The organism is Acetobacter sp. (genome assembly GCF_047723915.1).
Classification (GTDB): domain Bacteria; phylum Pseudomonadota; class Alphaproteobacteria; order Acetobacterales; family Acetobacteraceae; genus Acetobacter.
In genome coordinates this window covers 68,890-85,543 of the sequence record NZ_JBDOBQ010000009.1, presented here as the reverse complement: position 1 = coordinate 85,543, position 16,654 = coordinate 68,890, and the positions used below count along the sequence as shown (strand labels likewise).

The following is a 16,654-nucleotide window of genomic DNA, read 5'->3' as shown; positions in this document are numbered from 1 at the left end:
ATGAGAGATCAAAAGCCTGTGCTAATTCCAACAACAGTCGCAAATCCACCGCCAAGGTAGTAGGTCGGCGCGCTCCCTGCGATGGATGTACCATAGATGCCCCGGGTTGTCTTGGTATTGGTTTTTGCCGAATAAATACCAGACAGGTAATTGCTGTCTCCCACATTGATCAGGTTGACCATGATCTGCGGACTATGCAGGAATCCGATCGATTTCATGCGATAGCCAAGCGTGACGTTGGCAGTCTTGTAAGCCGGAATGCTTTCGTCGTTCATGAAGGTCGAATATTGGGAATCGACATAGTTGAAGTAGACATTTCCGAAAAAACGTCCGTCATCGTAGGATACACCGATCGATGCCGTGAACTTGGGGCTCATGATCGCTGTCTTGCCTTTGGTCGGCAGGTAATCGTTCCCGACCGCGATGTTGTTGTCGAGTGTGGCATGCAGATACTGACCCGAAACATAGGGGCTGAAATGGTGCCATGGCCTTAATGCGACTTCTGCCTGCGCACCGCGCGTGGTCTGCCCCCCTGCGTTGATGAAGTTGGTGGTCAGGGCGCCGTCGACGTAAACCGAGCTGGATACCTGGCGGTTTGTAAAGTTGTAGTTGAACAGGCCGACGGAAACGTTGACCAACCCGGTATGCCTGAAACCCAGCTCCTCGCTGATTGCGTATTCGTTCTTCAGGTCTGTGCGGCCGCGGGTGGCCAGCTTGCCGGTGGACATGTTGAACGCGTCATAATAGGGCACGTCGGACGCGGGCGCATGGAACCCGGTCGATGCATTGAAGAACACCGTATCCTGCGGCGTGATTTTATAACTGACAGACATGCGCGGCAACGGCGTGGCTGTGTTGGTGGACCAGCGATACGTCGCTCCGGGAATATTGTTTGTGCCGGACCGGGACATCAGAACTTCCTTGAAACCACCGGTGATATCAAGACGGTGATCCAGCAGCGAGAGTGTATCTTCGATATAAAAGCCATTGACCTGCTGCATCAGGTGGAAATTCTTCGTCGCAAGCACGGCTCCGGACTGGGTGTGGATGGTTCCGTCCATAATGTTGCCGGTACTGCTGACGGGGGCGTAGTCGTACAGGGAGTTCTTGTTCAGATTGCCATACCAGTAGCCAAGGCGCAGCGTATTGATACCTGTGTGCAGGGCAAGATTACCCGTGAAGCCCGCATTGTAGCTGTTGGAACCCGCTATGGCCGCAACTGCCGCCTTGCCATTGTAGACGGTGGGGAAATCAATCGTTCCGGCAGACTGATCTCCATAATAGATCTTGCCCGGGGTCAGTGTCGTGGCGCTGGGAACGGAGCCGCTCATCCACTGATAATACGGTGTGATATCGGCGCTCAGGCTGTTCGTCAGCTTGAAATGCGTGGGTGCGCTGATCATGACCGATGTGCGATCGTACTGGAATTGGCGGTAATAGTCGGTGGCGCCGGGCTTGTACTGTCCCGCATAGTTATAGGAACGGCCATATTGCTGCCACTGGGCCAGGGAGAGGTACCGCGTGGGCGATTCATCGACTGTGTTCCACGTAAACACGGCAGCGGTATGGCTTCCTTCGCCCCAGCTCTTGGTCAGCTTGGCATCCACATGGTAGCGGCGGTTCGTGCCGGGGCCGCGCCAGTTGTTATTGCGGGTGTAAGACCCGGAAACAAAAGCATATACGCCCGAATGCCCCAGTTCCCCGGTGTCGAAGCGCAGGAAATCCTTGTTCGTGGCATGCGATCCGCCGCTCAGTTCCAGAAAACCCCCACGTTTGCTTGACGGGTTCCGAAGTTCGGCCGAGATCTGTCCGCCTACAGCACTGTAAGACGGTGTTGCAATGTCACTGCTGCCCTGTGTCAGGTCAATACGGGAGATGTTTTCCGTATCTGCCCATTCGGCAGTATCGGCGATACCATAAATGGGATCGCCCGCCGGCATGCCTTCGAACACAAGCCCAAGTTCGCTGACATCCATACCCCGCACGCTGATCCCGGCATGATCCGACAGCCCAAGGGGGTCGGCACTGCCGACGACCGCACCGGGAGACATCTGCAGAAGGCTCAGCGCGTTGGAGGTCTGTGCCTGTTTGGCAATGAAATCGCGCGTTACGCCGCTTTGCAGGTGTGGCGTTGTCTGCACAGGCAACAGCCCGCCGCCGGGCGTGGTGTTGCCGACCCCGTCCGGCGCACGGGTCGACACGACATCCAGCTCTTCTCTCTGGCGGGCGCTGACCGGGCCGGAATGCACCTTCTTGACGGCTGAGGCTGAGGCTGAGCGCGGGGCGGGCAGGGCGACCTTGTTCGTTACGGGCTTTTTCGTCGGTGTCGTGGTCGCCAGCGCTGTCGAACTCATGCAGGTGAGGACAAACGCAACCGGTATGAAACGTATTTTCGCGACAACGAAAACCATGGCGGGAACTCCGTAAACCACATTTCCATAATGTGTTTTTATAAATAAACGAGTCTGTCTCGTTGGTCCTTATATGATGTTTCAGAATGACATAGCAACATGAATTCTATAATATCATCAAGCGCGATCAGCGTCATGGACTTCATTTTTTTTGATGGCAAAAAGAATGAGTGGGGGATGGAAAAAATATTATGCATATATATCAATTTATTATTGAATAAATAAACGGATAAATATAGTGAATTATAAACAAAAAATCGGCGTGAAAAAATAACATCACAGATTGAAAGATTTCAAAATGAACACGATTGGTTTTGGGGTTTATGTCTGCCACCAAGAAGATAAGCGAATTCATTTTGTTGTTTTGGGGATAACCCTTCAGGAATCGTTTTCCATAGCGAAAGGACATCACAAGTGAACAGAAACGGCTCTCAGCCCGTGGTCGAGGCATTTTACGGCATTTCTTCCCCGTGGGCGTATCTGGGTTTTCCACGGCTCAGGCAGATTGTCGCGCAGGAAGGCGCCCGTCTGGTGCTTCGCCCGATCCGTATCATTCAGGCCAATGGGGGCATTCCGCTGCGTACACGGCCCGTCGCACGCCAGGAATACCACCGTATGGAACTGCGCCGGTGGCGCGATTTCCTGTCTCTTCCCCTGAACCTGGACCCGGCATTTTATCCGTGTCGCACCATTGAACCCGCCGCCCGCCTGGTCATTGCAGCAGACCTTCAGGGGCTTGATGGTGCGGCGCTTTCGTGGGGTATCCAGTCCGCGCTCTGGGCCGAAGACAGGGATATTGCCGATCCTGCGACGCTCTGCGCTCTGGTGGAGGAAACCACCGGCACGGATGGGCAGGCTCTTATGGCCGCGTCAGACGCGCCTGATGTCATGCAGGCGTGGTTGAATAACCTTGAGGATGCCGAACGGCTCGGTATTTTTGGCACTCCCACTTACGTTGTGGATCATGAACTGTTCTGGGGGCAGGATCGTCTGGACTTTGTGCAACGCAAATTGCAGGCCATGAAAGCATCTGCAGCTCATCGGATGGAAAAAGAAGATATATCCTGACTGTTGGCGGTTTTATTTTTCTCTGCCCCGATCCATTCCGTTAAGGAAAGAGTGTATTACCGCATTGCCTCTCATTCGACCCGCAAGGATCGTGTAACTGGAACCATGAACGCCCCAGTTCGGGTGCTTCCAAACCGAAAGGCACCATTATGCTTGTCGATGGAACATGGGTCGAAAACTGGCAACCCATTCAGGCAAAGGACGAGAAAGGTGGCTTTGTCCGCCAGATCTCGTCTTTCCGCAACTGGGTAACGCCAGACGGACAGCCAGGGCCTGCGGGCGTTGGCGGTTTTCAGGCGGAAAAGGGGCGTTATCATCTTTATGTCGCGCTGGTCTGCCCGTGGGCGTCACGCACGCTCATGGCCCGGAGCCTGAAGGGGCTGGACGATGTTATCAGCGTTTCTGTTCTCGAGCCGTTTCTGGCCGATCAGGGCTGGGGCTTCGGGGATTATCCGGGTGCCAACCGTGACGATCTGAACGGTGCTGCCTGGATACACGAGCTTTATACGCGTGCCGACCCGCATTACACCGGCAGGGCGACTGTTCCGGTGCTGTGGGACAGGCAGCGTAAAACAATTGTAAACAATGAGTCTGCCGATATTGTGCGGATGTTCAACAGCGGCTTTCGCGCATTCGCATCGTCCGCATACGACCTGTATCCGCAAAACCTGTGTCATGAAATCGACAGCCTGAACAGTCGTATATATCCGCGCCTGAACAACGGTGTGTATCGTGCGGGCTTTGCCACGACGCAACAGGCTTATGAGGAAGCTTTTGCCGACGTGTTCGGGATGCTTGATGAACTTGAACAGCGTCTGGCAGACAGTGGCACCAACTGGCTGGTCGGGAACACCCTGACTGAAGCCGATATCCGTCTTTTCGTCACGCTTGTCAGGTTCGATGCGGCCTATAACGGCCTGTTCAAATGTAATCTGCGACGTCTTGCCGACTACCCCGCGCTCAGTCGGTATCTTGAACGCATGCTGGCGGTGCCCGGCGTTGCCGGAACGGTTAACCTGGATCATATCAAGCAAGGTTATTATTCCATCAAGGCGCTCAATCCGAACGGGATCGTGCCGGCCGGGCCGCTGCTGCGCTGGAGCCACGGCCTGCCGGGCGGTATTGCTTCCCAAACGAAAGACTTTATCTGATGCATGACGGTCTGGTCATTTTTCTGCACGGGGTGGGGAGCCAGGGGGCGGATTTTGCGGCGCTGGTTCAGCTATGGCGCACCGAAATGCCCGGCCTTCGCTTTGCAGCGCCCGACGGTCCCTATCCGTTCGATATGGGACCGGTTGGCCGGCAGTGGTTCAGCGTCAAAAATGTAACGCAGGACAATCGTGCAGGGCGCATTGTAGCCGCGCGTGAGCCGTTCGATACGATACTCCGGCAATGCCTGGCTGAAGCGGGTTTTGAGAGCAGGCCTGAACAGGTGGTGCTTGTCGGTTTTTCCCAGGGCTCCATCATGGCGCTGGATGTGGTCATGTCGGGGCGCTGGAATTTTGCGGGGGTTGTTGCGTTTTCTGGCCGCCTTGCCTCGCCCCGGCCCTATACGCCTGCTGTGGGCACTCCTGTTGTGCTTGTGCATGGCAATGCCGATCCGGTCATACCAGCACAGGATTCCGTCAACGCCGAAAAGACGCTCAGCAATGCGGGTCTTGCCGCGGAACTGCACGTGCTGCCTGGCCTGGGGCATAACCTGTCGGGGGCCGGGGTGGCTATCGCTGCATCGTTTATTCGCAAGGTGCTGGGCCTGCCGCCATCTCCTCCAGGTCATGGCGCGTGACCGGGCCTGTGCGTAAGCCGGCTTTTGCCCGAACATCACTGAGAGAGTGTGTATGACGTGGTAGACCGTCTCAGCCTGGATCGTCTTTTTGTGTCTGTGCTTGATACCGGCACCTTTGCCGCCGCCGCCGCCAGAATGGGGATCAGCAGCGGGCAGGCGTCAAAAATGGTTTCGAGGCTGGAAGCCGATCTGGGCGTGCAACTGATCAAGCGAACCACCCGCGCGCTTTCGCCCACAGAGGTCGGGCAGGCCTATTATGAGCGGATCAGGGCCATTCTGGATGAACGCGACGAACTGGATGCGTCCATTCGCAATATTGCAGGCGCGCCTTCAGGGCGGTTGCGGATTACGGCGCCGACATCGTTCGGCCCCACGCAGCTTATGCCCGCATTGCTGGATTTTGCCGAACAGTATGACGCGATCCAGATCGATGTCAGCTTTACCGACAGAATGGTCGATCTTGTGGAAGATGGCTTTGATCTGGCAGTCAGGGTCGGTCAACTTGCCGACAGCACGCTGGTTGCCCGTAAATTGTGCGACGCGCGGCTCGTGACCGTGGCGGCACCCGCATATATCGAACAATACGGCGCACCCCGGAGACCGGAAGAGCTGATACACCATACGTGTATCATCGACACCAATCTCCGCACCCCACGGAGCTGGCCTTTCAGCGATCCGGTTTCCGGCCAGCCCATGACGGTGCCCGTCTCGGGAAGGCTGTCTCTTTCCAATGGGGAGGCCTGCATGACCGCAGCGCAGAGAGGACTGGGCATTGCCTGTGTTCCAAGCTTTATTGCGGGGCCTTGCATAAGGGATGGCAGGTTGGTGGCCATTCTTCGCGATGCGGAACCACGATCGTTGGGCGTATACGTGGTCTACCCGCCCGCCCGCCATCTGGCTTTGAAAACCAGGGCCGCCTCGGATTTTCTGGCCCGGCATTTCAAGGGAAAGCCGGACTGGGACAAAGGCTGGTAGCTACAGGCAGCCGGTTCCATGTGGTGTTGGGGGAGGGCGGCCCCCTTTGCGGACACCGCCCTCAAAAAAACGGATAAATAAGGGCTGTGCCACCCCTTGGTTGTGCGGGACGGCACAGCGGCATGTTTTCAGTCCTGCTTTTCGAAAGCGCCGGCGATAGTCAGTTGCACGTCGTCGCTGACATAAGGAACGTACATCTTCACGCCGAAATCACTGCGTTTGATGGTTGTCGTGGCCTCAAAGCCTGTTGTGTATTTTTTATCCATCGGGTTTTCACCCGCGCCGATAAAATGCACCTTCAGCGTTTCTGGCTTTGTGACGCCATGCAGGGTCAGGTTGCCAGTTACCACCGCGTCAGCCTTGCCGATGGATTTTACGCTGGTCGACACAAAGGTGGCGTTGGGGAATTTTGCGGCATCGAACCACTGATCGCCCTTGAGTTCATCCGTCAGCTTGTCGCTTGTGGTCTGCACGGAGGATACCGGAATAGTCACGGACAGCCTGGAGGCCGACGGTGTTTTTGTATCCAGCGTCAGCGTGCCCGATACGTTGGAGAACACGCCCGAATAGTTGGTGAACCCGAAATGCAGGACGGAAAAGCCGATCTGCGTGTGACCGGGTTCAACCGCATAGGTGCCGGATTGCACCTGCGAAAAACTGGTGCCGGTCTGGGCGGACGCGGCGAGCGGCGCGGCCAGAACGGCGGCTGTCAGCAGCAATGTGCGCGTTAGCATCATAAGCGTGTTTCCTTCCTTTTTGGTGGCCGATGTCAAAGCCGGGTTTGCATCGGCGCAAATGATCATGACATTCAACATGCCGCGGGGCAGAACGTTCATCTACACGTCGGATGGAACTTCATTCCGTCTGAAACGGAAGTAATAAAGCGTGGCAGGCCATGCTATGGCACGATACCGATCTGACGTTTTATGGAATACACGCCGTCGCGTCGGTCACGACCTGCTTCCAGTTGAAGGATAAGCTGTCCATGTCCGTCCCACCAGCCACACACATAGCCCGCCAGCCTGTCCTGTTTCTGCCGCATGGCGGGGGGCCGTGTTTTTTCATGGACTGGCCGGGTTGGGAAAAGCTTGCCGCATATCTCAAGCACATAGCCCGGACATTACCGCAGAAACCGGCAGGTATTGTGGTCATGTCGGGGCATTGGGAAACGTCCCGCCCCACGGTGACAACAGCCGAAAACCCGAAACTGATCTATGACTATTATGGTTTTCCGGATCACACCTATAAACTGCAATACCCCGTTCCCGGATCATCGGCCCTGGCGTCGCGCGTGCAGGAGCTTGTGCGGGCGGATGGCCTGCCATGCGATGGAGATAGTGCGCGCGGTCTCGATCATGGGGTGTTCATTCCGTTCATGCTGGCCTTTCCGGAGGCGGATATTCCGGTTGTCGAGCTATCGATGGGGCAGGACATGAACGCCGCGCAGGAAATGCGGATCGGGCAGGCACTCTCCTCCCTGCGGGACGAGAACATCCTGATCGTGGCGACGGGGATGACATACCACAACCTGCGGCATTTCATGAGCGGCAGCCCGCAGACGGATGAGGTGTCCCGCCGGTTCGACACATGGCTGTCCGCCGCAGTAGAAGCACCGGCAGAGAAGCGTAACCGCCTTTTGCTGGAGTGGGAGACTGCACCCGGCGCACGGATCTGCCACCCGAGGGAGGAACACCTGCTCCCGCTCATGTTTGCCGCCGGTGCCGCAGGGGACGAAGCCGGTGTGCATGATTACGCGGATACCGTGATGGGCAAGGCCCTTTCGGGGTTTCGCTTCGGTTGACAGGGCGGGCTATACAGGGGCGGAGTGCAACGGCGGACGTTTGATTGATGTGGCGGACCGAAAGCAGGCCGGTCGCACGCAGGGTTCAGGTTTTATGGCGGTAGCGTACGTGCGAGGGGGTAAGTTCGCTGCATGTGCATACACCCAGCATGGCCATGTCCCGATCGATTTCCGCTTTCAAAAGCCCGACTGCATGGGTCACTCCGGCTTCTCCGCCAAGGGCTGCGGCGTAATTGAACGGACGGCCGACAAAAACAAAGGCAGCCCCCAGCGCCATGGCCTTGAGAATATGGCTGCCTCGCCGAAAGCCGCTGTCGATCATGACCGGCAGGCTTGTTGCTGCAACAATGTCGGGCAGAATACGCATGGGCGCAATAGCGCCATCCAACTGACGACCGCCATGGTTGGAGACGATAATCGCATCAACACCGACATCCTGCGCAATGCGGGCGTCATGGGGATGCAGAATGCCTTTTATAATCAGCGGGCCTTTCCAGCGCTGGCGGATATGGCGGATATGATCCCAGTTGAAATGGTCGCGGGCGGTAAAGTCACGCAGTACGTTTGAGGACAGGATAGGTGCCCCGCGTTCGGCAAAAGAATTCTCGAAATGCGGCATGCCGTGCCGGAGCAGGGTGCGGCCAAATGTGCGGATAAGCCATTGTGGGTGACTGAGGCCGTCCAGAGCCAGGCGCAGGCTGGGGCGGAGGGGGGTGGAGAACCCGGCGCGGACGTTGTTTTCACGATTGGCCGCGACAGGGATATCGACCGTGACAACAAGCTCGTGAAATCCTGCGTTGCGGGCACGGTCCAGCAGGGCGTCGATCCGTGTGGTTTCACCTGGCAGGTAGGCCTGAAACCACGTGCCCGGGGCCGCGGCAATCACGTCCTCCATCGGGATCAGGGAGGAACCGCTGAGCACCATGGGGATGCTGGCTTTACGGGCCGCCATGGCCTGGACAATATCGCCACGGTAAGCCGACAGGGCTGAAAGCCCCATGGGTGCTATGCCAAAGGGTGCGGCATATGTCCTGCCCAGTAGCGTGGTCTGCTGCGTTCTGGCGGAAACATCCATCAGAACCTGGGGGATCAGGTCCAGGTCGGAAAAGGCGTCATCGTTGGCGGTATAGGACAGGTTGTCTTCCGCCGCGCCGGATACATAGGCAAAAACGGGCCGGGGCAGCTTTTTGCGGGCTGAAAGTTCAAAGTCTTTCAGGGCGAGAAAGGAGGCAGGTTTCATGGGCAGCTCGACTGCAGGACGCCAGCAAAACGGATGGCACACGCCTTAACGACCGGGCGTTCCCATTCGTACGCCTGCACGGCCTTGATGTCAGAACATTTTTTGTTGAGCGGACAGGGAATGGGTAATCCGTGTTTCCCATTCCGGTCATGTTGGATGCGCATGACCGGAATAACGGGTGGCGTACCCGATAAGCCGGGTGCAGGGGTATGTGTTGCGCTGTGGAAAACGCGGCCCGGCCCGGCCGTGTTCGGTGTGTGCCGCAGAACGCCCTATAGGCTCGGCCCGGTGTTGGCCTGCTGCCTGGCGGCCTGCAGGGCCTGGTCGGTCAGTCTTTTTTCGTTTTTCTTCAAAAAAGCGCCGGTTACGATCAGACCCAGCACAGTCGCAATCCCGATCGCGATACCCGCCGGGCCGGATACTTCCGAAATCCGCCGGCCGAGCATGTAGGTTCCAAGCGCATAACCACCCGCCCAGCAGGTCCCGCCCAAAGCATTGAAGACCATGAACTCCGGCCAGCGCATGCGGCATGCTCCGGCCAGTACTGCTACAAAAACACGCAAGACCGCCACAAACCGCCCCAGAAAGACGATAGCGTTGCCATGACGGCTGAACAGATACTGGCCCAGGATCAGCCGGTCATGTGTCAGGCCCATTCTGGGGCCATAGCGTTGCAGGAGCGGAAACCCGACCCGCCGCCCGATCAGATAGCCGAAATTATCGCCGATGATCGCGCCGGCTATTGCCGCAAAAGCCACGCCCTGAATGGCCAGATGATGTGTCTTGAGGCAGTAGAGCGAGGCGGTAATGATACAGGCTTCGGCCGGGACCGGCAGGCCCATGCTTTCCATCATGACGATCAGGGTTACAATACCGTAACCGTAGTGCTGAAGCAGGTGATCCAGGTGGTGAAGCAGCGGTCAGAACCTTCATCCGGAGAACGGTCGGGACATTTATACGTCCTGTGCCGGCGGACAATGGATCAATATTTTTATCAGGGAAAGACGGACGCCTTGCATGGCTGCCTTCCAGCACTTTGCGCGGGCATGCGCGGCATCCTTCGTTCGCGTGTTTTATAGCGCCACATCCGTCAGCAGCACGACGGATTCTTTTTCCGCGACGACAGTCAGGCTGTCTTCATTGTCCAATGCTGCCGCGTCCCCGGCGCCCAGACGTTCGTTGCCTATGCGGACCTCGCCGGTTACGACCACCAGGTACAGGGCGCGCCCCGCTGTGGTGCGGTAGGCCGCACCTTCCGCCTGCCGGATCGCGGCATGCAGCAGTCGGGCCCTGGCCCGTAAAACGACCGGCGCGCCATCCGTGACACTCCCGCTTTCTTCGGGATCATCCTCTGGAAAACCGGACGCCAGGATTCTGAAACCGTCATCGTCGGGTTGGGCTGGCGCGGGGCGTATCTCCTGCGCCGGGTCGCCACCTTCGGTATCGGGCAGGACCCAGAACTGGAAGAAGGTTGTCTCTGAACCAGCGTGCCAGTCCAGGGAACGGCATCCCGTGGCGGTGCTGACGGCATGGAGCCCACCGGCCGAGAGTGTCTGGGGCTCAAATCCCTCGGTGGTGGCGCTCAGCATGCCATATTCCACCCAGGTCAGGATATCCATGTCCTGCTCGGCGCCGAGCGTATAATGCTGCCCGGCGGGAATATGCCCGGCATTGACCGCGCGCAGTCGCCCGTCATGCCCGTGTTCCGGATCGAGACATGTGGCGAAGGAAAAATAACAGAACAGTTCGGTCGCACCGGAATGGATGCTTCCACGTGTTGCGGCGCGGCGGATGCTGATCATGGCTCGTCCTATCCCTGTCTGGACCGGGTTGCAGGATAAAGACGTTCCCACCCGCCACCAAGTGCGCGGTACACATGGGTCAGAGACCCCGCCACGCTGGCTGTGGCATCGACCAGCGCATTCTGCGATGCAAGGAGCGCGTTCTGCATGGTCAGCACGTTCAGGAAGTCCGAGGCCCCCTGCACATACTGGGCCTGCGCGGTTTGAACGGCAATTTCGTTGTCGTGCACAGCTTCAGCCAGACGGTCGCGCTGATTTTGCGCGGCCGTGTAATCGGCCAGCGCATCGTCTATTTCCTGCCAGGCTTTCAGCACCGTGCGTTGGAACAGGATGGCGGCTTCCTGCTGCTGGGCCTTGCGCAGATGAAGCTGGCCGGTCAGCCGCCCGCCTTCAAAAATAGGCAGTGTGGCGGTGGGGCCGAACCCGTACTGGCGTGACGCCCAGGAGCCCAGACCGCTGAACTGCAACGCCTGCACGTCCAGACTGCCAGACAGTGTAATGCGCGGGAAAAAATCCGCCACAGCCACGCCAATGCTGGCCGTGGCGGCATGCAGCCTGTCTGCCGCCATACGAATATCGGGCCGGCGCTCCGCCAGTTCGGACGGCAGTCCGACGGGCACGGTTGGTGGGGTTGGGGGAATGGCGGCGGGTTTGCCCAGTTCCGCGTCCAGTGCGCCGGGTTCGCGCGCAACCAGAAAGCTCAGGGCGTTCAGCAGATGGACTTTCTGGCTTTTCAGCGGGGCAAGGCGGGATTCGAAGTCGTGCAACTGGCCGGTTGAATCCGCCACGTCCAGGCGTGTGGCCGCACCCTGTTCAAAACGCAGGGTCGTCAGGCGCACGCTATGGCGTGCAATGTCGATATTGTGTTCCACAATGGCGATATGCGATTGCACGCCGCGCAGTGCGATGTAGTCCTGCGCCGTTTCCGCCATGAGCGAGACCAGAATATCGCGCCGCATATCCTCGGTTTCCTGCATGGCGGCGGTGGCGGCCTCCACCTGCCGGCGCACATGCCCCCACAGGTCCACCTCCCACGATGCGCTCATGCCATATTGCGGCAGGTTGAAGGACGGATTGCCCATGCCGCCGGGCAGGGCTGTGGGGCCAAAGCCCTGTGTGCCGCTGGCAATAGTACCCGCCTGTTCACGTTCCATGACGCCAAGCAGGCCCAGAATACCGTTGGTGCTGGCGCGTTCGCGTGCGTAGGAGGCGTTGGCTTCGGCATGGGGAAACTGGGCCGCACTGGCAATGCGCCGCTCAGCCGTGCTTTCAGCCAGCCGGAGAGAGGCAGCCTTGAGGTCGAGATTGGCGTTCGCCACGTCATTCTCGAGCTGGGTCAGAACCGGGTCGTGAAACACGGTCCACCATGCCGGATCGCTGGATGCCGTAACGGGGCGGCTTGCCTCTGCTGGCAGGGTCTGGCGCCACCCGTTCGGAGCGTTGACCTGGGGTTTGTGAAAATCCGGCCCGACCGTGCAGGCGGCAAGGGCGAGAGCAGGTAAGGCCAGAAGCACCGGGCGCATGCAACGCTTACTGCCAGACATAGCGTGCATCCCCGGCATGCGGCCCTTCCGGCCTGGACGCGGTGTCGATACTGACTTCCACCGACATGCCTACCCGAACCCTGTCGGCAAGGGGCTGGCCCGCGTCGAATGTCAGTTTGACCGGCACGCGCTGCACAACCTTGGTAAAGTTGCCGGTGGCGTTGTCTGGCTGGATCGGGGCAAAGGCAACCCCCGTGGCCGGAGCCAGGGAGTCCACATGGGCTTTGAGCGGATGACCGGGAAACGTATCGACCCAGACCGTGGCGCGCTGGCCGGTCTGCACCTTTGTCAGCTGGGTTTCCTGGAAATTGGCCAGGACATAGGCCGCCTGTGTCGGAACCACGGCCAGAATACCGGTGCCAGGGTGGACGTAGGCCCCAACACGCACGCCACGTTCGCCCACCGTACCGTCTACAGGTGCGGGAATGGTGCAGTAGGACAGGTCAAGCTCGGCCTGTCTGGCATCGCCCTGCGCGCGGGCCAGTGCGCCACGCGCATGGTCGAGCTGACCCTTGAGCACATCCACCTGCCGGATCGCGGCATCGACCCCGGCATGATCGCGGGCCAGAGTAGCCGCGACTTCCTTTTCGCGCGATTCCGACGCCTGTTTCTGCTCGACGGTGCCTGCGCCGCCCGTGGAAAGCGTGCGATACCGGGTGGCGTTCTGGTGGGCGAATACCAGATCGGCGTCATCTGCCTGCACGGCCGCGCGGGCCTGGGCGATAATGGCATCCTGCCGGGCCAGTTCGGCTTCCAGATTGGCGACATCGCCCTGGGCTGCCAGCAGGTTGCCACGCGCGACCTCAAGGGCTGCGCGGTAGTCGTCGTCCTCGATGTGGGCCAGTTCGTCGCCGGTGTGTACGCGTTCGTTGTCCTGCGCGCTGACCCGGTCGATACGCCCTGCCACCTTGGGGGCGACCGTCGTAAAATCCGCCGTCACATAGGCGTCGTTCGTATACTGGTCCACGCCGTTGCCATTGATCAGGCGTGTTCCGCCCCATGCGACAAGGGCCAGGGCCGCGGCGGTGCAACCGGCGTAAAGAAGGGGCTTTCGGTAAATCATGGCTTGTATTCCGGGTTCAGCGTGCGGGCGTATTGGGGGATGGGGCTCGGGGCGGGTAGACACGGTGCGGCAGCACGAGATTGAGCGCCGCATAACCGATACAGACCCAGATCAGCACGAAGTAGACATCGGCCAGAGCGAGCACGAGCGACTGTTCGTGAACATAGGTATGGAAAACCTGGAGCGCGTTGCGGGCCACATGCGCTGTGTCGGGGGATGTACCTGCAAGTTGCTGGGTCACGGGGTCGCCCATACCCGCAAGGGCGGTCCGGTGTGTACCGTGCTGGTCCAGCAGCATGGTGGAGTGGTACTGTTCGCGGCGGCGGGAGACGGCGGCGAACAACGCGAACGCCACGGCGTTGGCCAACCCCTTGAGCATGTTCACCATGCCCGAGATAAACGGTCCGTCGGCCGGCCCCATGGCAAGAGTGGCCAGCATGAGTGTGGGGATGACCGTCATGGGTTGGCCAAAGATCTGGAGAATTTGCAGCGGATAGAAGTTGTCGCGCACCCAGTCGGGCGTAAGCCATGTGCCAAGCCATGCGGCGGCGGCCAGGCAGAGCATGCCTGCGGCCAGCACCTGCCGGCAGTCCACCCTGCGACTGTTGCAGAGTGCGGCAATAAGCGGCAGCAGGACAAGCTGCGGCAACGCCACCAGAAGCGAGACCGGGGCTGTCTGGATGGGGCGATAGCCGCGCACGGCCTGGAGGTAGGTTGCGGGAATATCGGCCATAAGCGCGCATATGGCCAGAATGCCGACAAGTGACAGCAGGGATGCCTGGATATTGCGCGACTTCCAGTACTGGATACGAAAATACGGGCTGGGGTGAAATGCCTCGTTGACGACAAACACCACGAACGCAGCACCGCCCCACAGGGTCAGGTCGGTAATGACAGGTGAGCGGAACCAGTCCAGCCTGTCGCCCTGATAAAGGACGATCACCAGCGAGCAGATGGCGGGCAGGCCCACGACCAGACCGAGCCAGTTGAAGCTCCGGAACCGCTCGAAATGCATGGGGTCGCGCGGTAGCCCGTATGCCAGCATGGCCACTGCCAGGGCCGCAAGGGGGATGATCTCCCAGTAGAGCCAGTGCCAGCCGACATGCTCGAACCAGAATGCCTCAAGCGGCAGGCCCAGATTGGGGCCGAAAGTCGCGCTCATGGCATATCCGCCAATGCCGAAAACACGGATTTCGGGCGGCAGGTATTTGAGCATGACGGTCATGAGCACGGGGGGCAGGCACCCTGCGGTAAGGCCCTGAAAGGCGCGCAGGATGCACAGCGATGTCACATCGGGCATGAACGGGGCGGGAATGGCCAGCAAGGCCATGGCCGCCGTCATGAACATGGAAAAGCGATAGATCGAAAACGTCATGTAGAACCACGGCGTGAAAGCCATGGCCGCGATATTGAACGCTTCGTAGATTGCGACCAGCCAGGTGCCTTCGTCGTGACCGATATGCATGGCCCCACGGATGTCGGAAAGCCCGATTTCCGTCACATGCTCGTTAAATCCCGCAACGTGTACTGCCAGCAGCATGCCAAGGCAGCCAATGACCGTACGAATGCCGAACGGGGGAATATACGACGGTATGGGGGGTGAGGCATGAATGACCGGAGTCACATCAGCCTGTGGGGTTGCGGCACTTGTCATGCCGCTATGTTCAAAAAATTACAGGCGCTGAAAACCCTCATTCCTGACAAACGACGATTCCACTTTCTGGAACCATAAAGGTTGGCGCCTGCAATCAATGATGTCTAAAAATGGAGGAATGAGACGTTACGACCTTGATTTGCTACGCTACCTCCAGGTGCTGGTGGAGGAGGAAAGCGTGTCCGCCGCCGCCCGCCGTATGCAGGTGAGCGAACCGGCCATGAGCCGACAGCTTGCGAAATTGCGCAAGGTGTTTGCGGACCCCATTCTTGTCCAGTCGGGGCGGCGGATGATCGCCTCGTCCTTCGCGGCCAATATCCTTACCCGTGTGCAGGAGACCGTGCGCGCGGCCGACAGCCTGGTCGAAACCCAGGCTCTGGCCGATCTCGCCAACATGGCCCCCCGGTTCACGATCCGTGCGAACGACCTGATCGTATCGTCCCTGGGGTTGCCGCTTTTGCGCACGCTCCGCCAGAGTTGCCCGAAATGCGAGATCGTTTTCGCGCCCGAGGTGGACGACCCGGCATCCGACCCACTGCGTTATAACAGCATCGACCTGTATATCGGGGCGACCATGGATGCGCTTAAACCCGAAATCCGCCGCCAGACGCTGTTCCGCGACATCATGCATGGGCTGGTGCGACGGGGACATCCTATCCTGTCCCGGCCCATAACGCCCGAGAACATGGTTCTTTACGAATATATCAGCGTGTCGCGCCGGGGGCGTGCGCATGGTCCCATCGACTGGGCCCTGCGCGACCATCATGGGCTGGAACGGCGGATCGCCATGGTGGTGCCCACCTACCACGCCATGGTGGAGAGCATGTGCCATACCGACCTTATTCTGCCGCTACCCGGCATCGTGCTCGATCATATCTCCATGGATGCGCTGGGGCTTACGACTTTCGAATTTCCCCTTTCCCTGCCAAGGATTGAATCTTTTCAGGCATGGCACCCGCGCCAGGACACGGACCCCGTACACAGGTGGCTGAGGGAAACCCTGTTCCAGGTCTCCAAACAGGTCTTTGCAGGCAAGACAGTCGGAAGCTGAGGCATGGAGCATGCCTGTCCGAGCCCCGGCCTTAACCGGATGACTGGGGGAGTTCTGTCCGGTGCGATTTATCTCGAACTTTGCGGAAGTATCGGTTTTTATACTGTTTTTATCGGAACATTGCCGCCAGCACAGCGTTTGACGCCGTAAGTACCATTTGGGCGACAGGGCATATGTCCAGTGACCCTGGGTTGGGTACGGGGGCAGTCCATGTGGCGGCAGAATGAGGGCGAGGGCAAAAATGGCAAGGAACGCGTTG

The 16,654-nt window shown here is 59.1% G+C and carries 14 protein-coding genes; 6 read left to right on the top strand and 8 right to left on the bottom strand.

Translation table 11 applies throughout. The annotated features are described in order from the left end of the window. Nucleotides 1–8 precede the first annotated feature (8 nt). A complete protein-coding gene (locus ABF990_RS07270; protein ID WP_415490384.1) occupies nt 9–2,354 on the bottom strand; it encodes a TonB-dependent receptor in 2,346 nt (781 codons plus the stop codon). A 471-nt stretch (nt 2,355–2,825) separates the two neighbouring features. Here ABF990_RS07270 and ABF990_RS07265 point away from each other — a divergent pair, with 471 nt between their 5' ends. From ABF990_RS07265 to ABF990_RS07250, 4 genes are all read left to right on the top strand, one after another. Beyond that, nucleotides 2,826–3,479: a 2-hydroxychromene-2-carboxylate isomerase gene (locus tag ABF990_RS07265; RefSeq protein ID WP_415500271.1), complete on the top strand. Its 654-nt coding sequence runs from the start codon at nt 2,826–2,828 to the stop codon at nt 3,477–3,479. A gap of 149 nt (nt 3,480–3,628) precedes the next feature. Then, a complete protein-coding gene (locus ABF990_RS07260; RefSeq protein WP_415500272.1) occupies nt 3,629–4,630 on the top strand; it encodes a glutathione S-transferase family protein in 1,002 nt (333 codons plus the stop codon). Continuing rightward, nucleotides 4,630–5,265 carry an alpha/beta hydrolase gene (locus tag ABF990_RS07255; protein ID WP_415500273.1) on the top strand — a complete coding sequence of 212 codons (636 nt, stop codon included), beginning with the start codon at nt 4,630–4,632 and terminating at the stop codon, nt 5,263–5,265. The genes ABF990_RS07260 and ABF990_RS07255 overlap by 1 nt, the downstream gene beginning before the upstream one ends. A gap of 90 nt (nt 5,266–5,355) precedes the next feature. Further along, entirely contained in the window at nt 5,356–6,240 is an 885-nt protein-coding gene (locus ABF990_RS07250; protein WP_415500274.1) for a LysR family transcriptional regulator, read from the top strand. Nucleotides 6,241–6,368: 128 nt separating this feature from the next. Here ABF990_RS07250 and ABF990_RS07245 read toward each other — a convergent pair whose 3' ends face one another. After that, a complete protein-coding gene (locus ABF990_RS07245) occupies nt 6,369–6,974 on the bottom strand; it encodes a YceI family protein (RefSeq protein ID WP_415490452.1) in 606 nt (201 codons plus the stop codon). Between the two features lie 251 nt (nt 6,975–7,225). On the opposite strand from ABF990_RS07245, the gene ABF990_RS07240 reads away from it, so the two are divergent. Then, the gene (locus ABF990_RS07240) at nt 7,226–8,041 is read left to right on the top strand and encodes a DODA-type extradiol aromatic ring-opening family dioxygenase (protein WP_415500275.1); all 816 of its coding nucleotides are present in this window, start codon (nt 7,226–7,228) and stop codon (nt 8,039–8,041) included. Between the two features lie 85 nt (nt 8,042–8,126). Here ABF990_RS07240 and ABF990_RS07235 read toward each other — a convergent pair whose 3' ends face one another. The 6 genes from ABF990_RS07235 to ABF990_RS07210 form a co-directional block, all read right to left on the bottom strand. Further along, the gene (locus ABF990_RS07235; RefSeq protein WP_415500276.1) at nt 8,127–9,281 is read right to left on the bottom strand and encodes an alpha-hydroxy acid oxidase; all 1,155 of its coding nucleotides are present in this window, start codon (nt 9,279–9,281) and stop codon (nt 8,127–8,129) included. A 272-nt stretch (nt 9,282–9,553) separates the two neighbouring features. Next, complete coding sequence (locus ABF990_RS07230; protein ID WP_415506535.1) at nt 9,554–10,135, bottom strand: DedA family protein; 582 nt, start codon at nt 10,133–10,135, stop codon at nt 9,554–9,556. 219 nt (nt 10,136–10,354) lie between these two features. Further along, on the bottom strand, nt 10,355–11,083 hold the full coding sequence (locus ABF990_RS07225; protein WP_415490392.1) for a hypothetical protein: 729 nt from the start codon (nt 11,081–11,083) through the stop codon (nt 10,355–10,357). A gap of 8 nt (nt 11,084–11,091) precedes the next feature. After that, complete coding sequence (locus tag ABF990_RS07220) at nt 11,092–12,606, bottom strand: efflux transporter outer membrane subunit (protein WP_415500278.1); 1,515 nt, start codon at nt 12,604–12,606, stop codon at nt 11,092–11,094. 7 nt (nt 12,607–12,613) lie between these two features. Continuing rightward, complete coding sequence (locus ABF990_RS07215; protein WP_415500279.1) at nt 12,614–13,690, bottom strand: HlyD family secretion protein; 1,077 nt, start codon at nt 13,688–13,690, stop codon at nt 12,614–12,616. A gap of 16 nt (nt 13,691–13,706) precedes the next feature. Next, entirely contained in the window at nt 13,707–15,344 is a 1,638-nt protein-coding gene (locus ABF990_RS07210; protein WP_415506534.1) for an MFS transporter, read from the bottom strand. Between the two features lie 118 nt (nt 15,345–15,462). Between ABF990_RS07210 and ABF990_RS07205 the strand changes: the two genes are divergently transcribed. Continuing rightward, nucleotides 15,463–16,395: a LysR family transcriptional regulator gene (locus tag ABF990_RS07205; RefSeq protein WP_415490396.1), complete on the top strand. Its 933-nt coding sequence runs from the start codon at nt 15,463–15,465 to the stop codon at nt 16,393–16,395. Nucleotides 16,396–16,654: the final 259 nt, after the last annotated feature.

What these genes read in the sequence shown, in the direction of transcription:
- ABF990_RS07240 (WP_415500275.1), top strand. Translation starts at nt 7,226, where the DNA reads ATGTCCGTCCCACCAGCCACACACATAGCCCGCCAGCCTGTCCTGTTT.
- ABF990_RS07220 (WP_415500278.1), bottom strand. Translation starts at nt 12,606, where the DNA reads ATGCGCCCGGTGCTTCTGGCCTTACCTGCTCTCGCCCTTGCCGCCTGC.
- ABF990_RS07210 (WP_415506534.1), bottom strand. Translation starts at nt 15,344, where the DNA reads ATGACAAGTGCCGCAACCCCACAGGCTGATGTGACTCCGGTCATTCAT.
- ABF990_RS07205 (WP_415490396.1), top strand. Translation starts at nt 15,463, where the DNA reads ATGAGACGTTACGACCTTGATTTGCTACGCTACCTCCAGGTGCTGGTG.
- ABF990_RS07230 (WP_415506535.1), bottom strand. Translation starts at nt 10,135, where the DNA reads ATGATGGAAAGCATGGGCCTGCCGGTCCCGGCCGAAGCCTGTATCATT.
- ABF990_RS07225 (WP_415490392.1), bottom strand. Translation starts at nt 11,083, where the DNA reads ATGATCAGCATCCGCCGCGCCGCAACACGTGGAAGCATCCATTCCGGT.
- ABF990_RS07235 (WP_415500276.1), bottom strand. Translation starts at nt 9,281, where the DNA reads ATGAAACCTGCCTCCTTTCTCGCCCTGAAAGACTTTGAACTTTCAGCC.
- ABF990_RS07215 (WP_415500279.1), bottom strand. Translation starts at nt 13,690, where the DNA reads ATGATTTACCGAAAGCCCCTTCTTTACGCCGGTTGCACCGCCGCGGCC.
- ABF990_RS07255 (WP_415500273.1), top strand. Translation starts at nt 4,630, where the DNA reads ATGCATGACGGTCTGGTCATTTTTCTGCACGGGGTGGGGAGCCAGGGG.
- ABF990_RS07270 (WP_415490384.1), bottom strand. Translation starts at nt 2,354, where the DNA reads ATGAGTTCGACAGCGCTGGCGACCACGACACCGACGAAAAAGCCCGTA.
- ABF990_RS07245 (WP_415490452.1), bottom strand. Translation starts at nt 6,974, where the DNA reads ATGCTAACGCGCACATTGCTGCTGACAGCCGCCGTTCTGGCCGCGCCG.
- ABF990_RS07260 (WP_415500272.1), top strand. Translation starts at nt 3,629, where the DNA reads ATGCTTGTCGATGGAACATGGGTCGAAAACTGGCAACCCATTCAGGCA.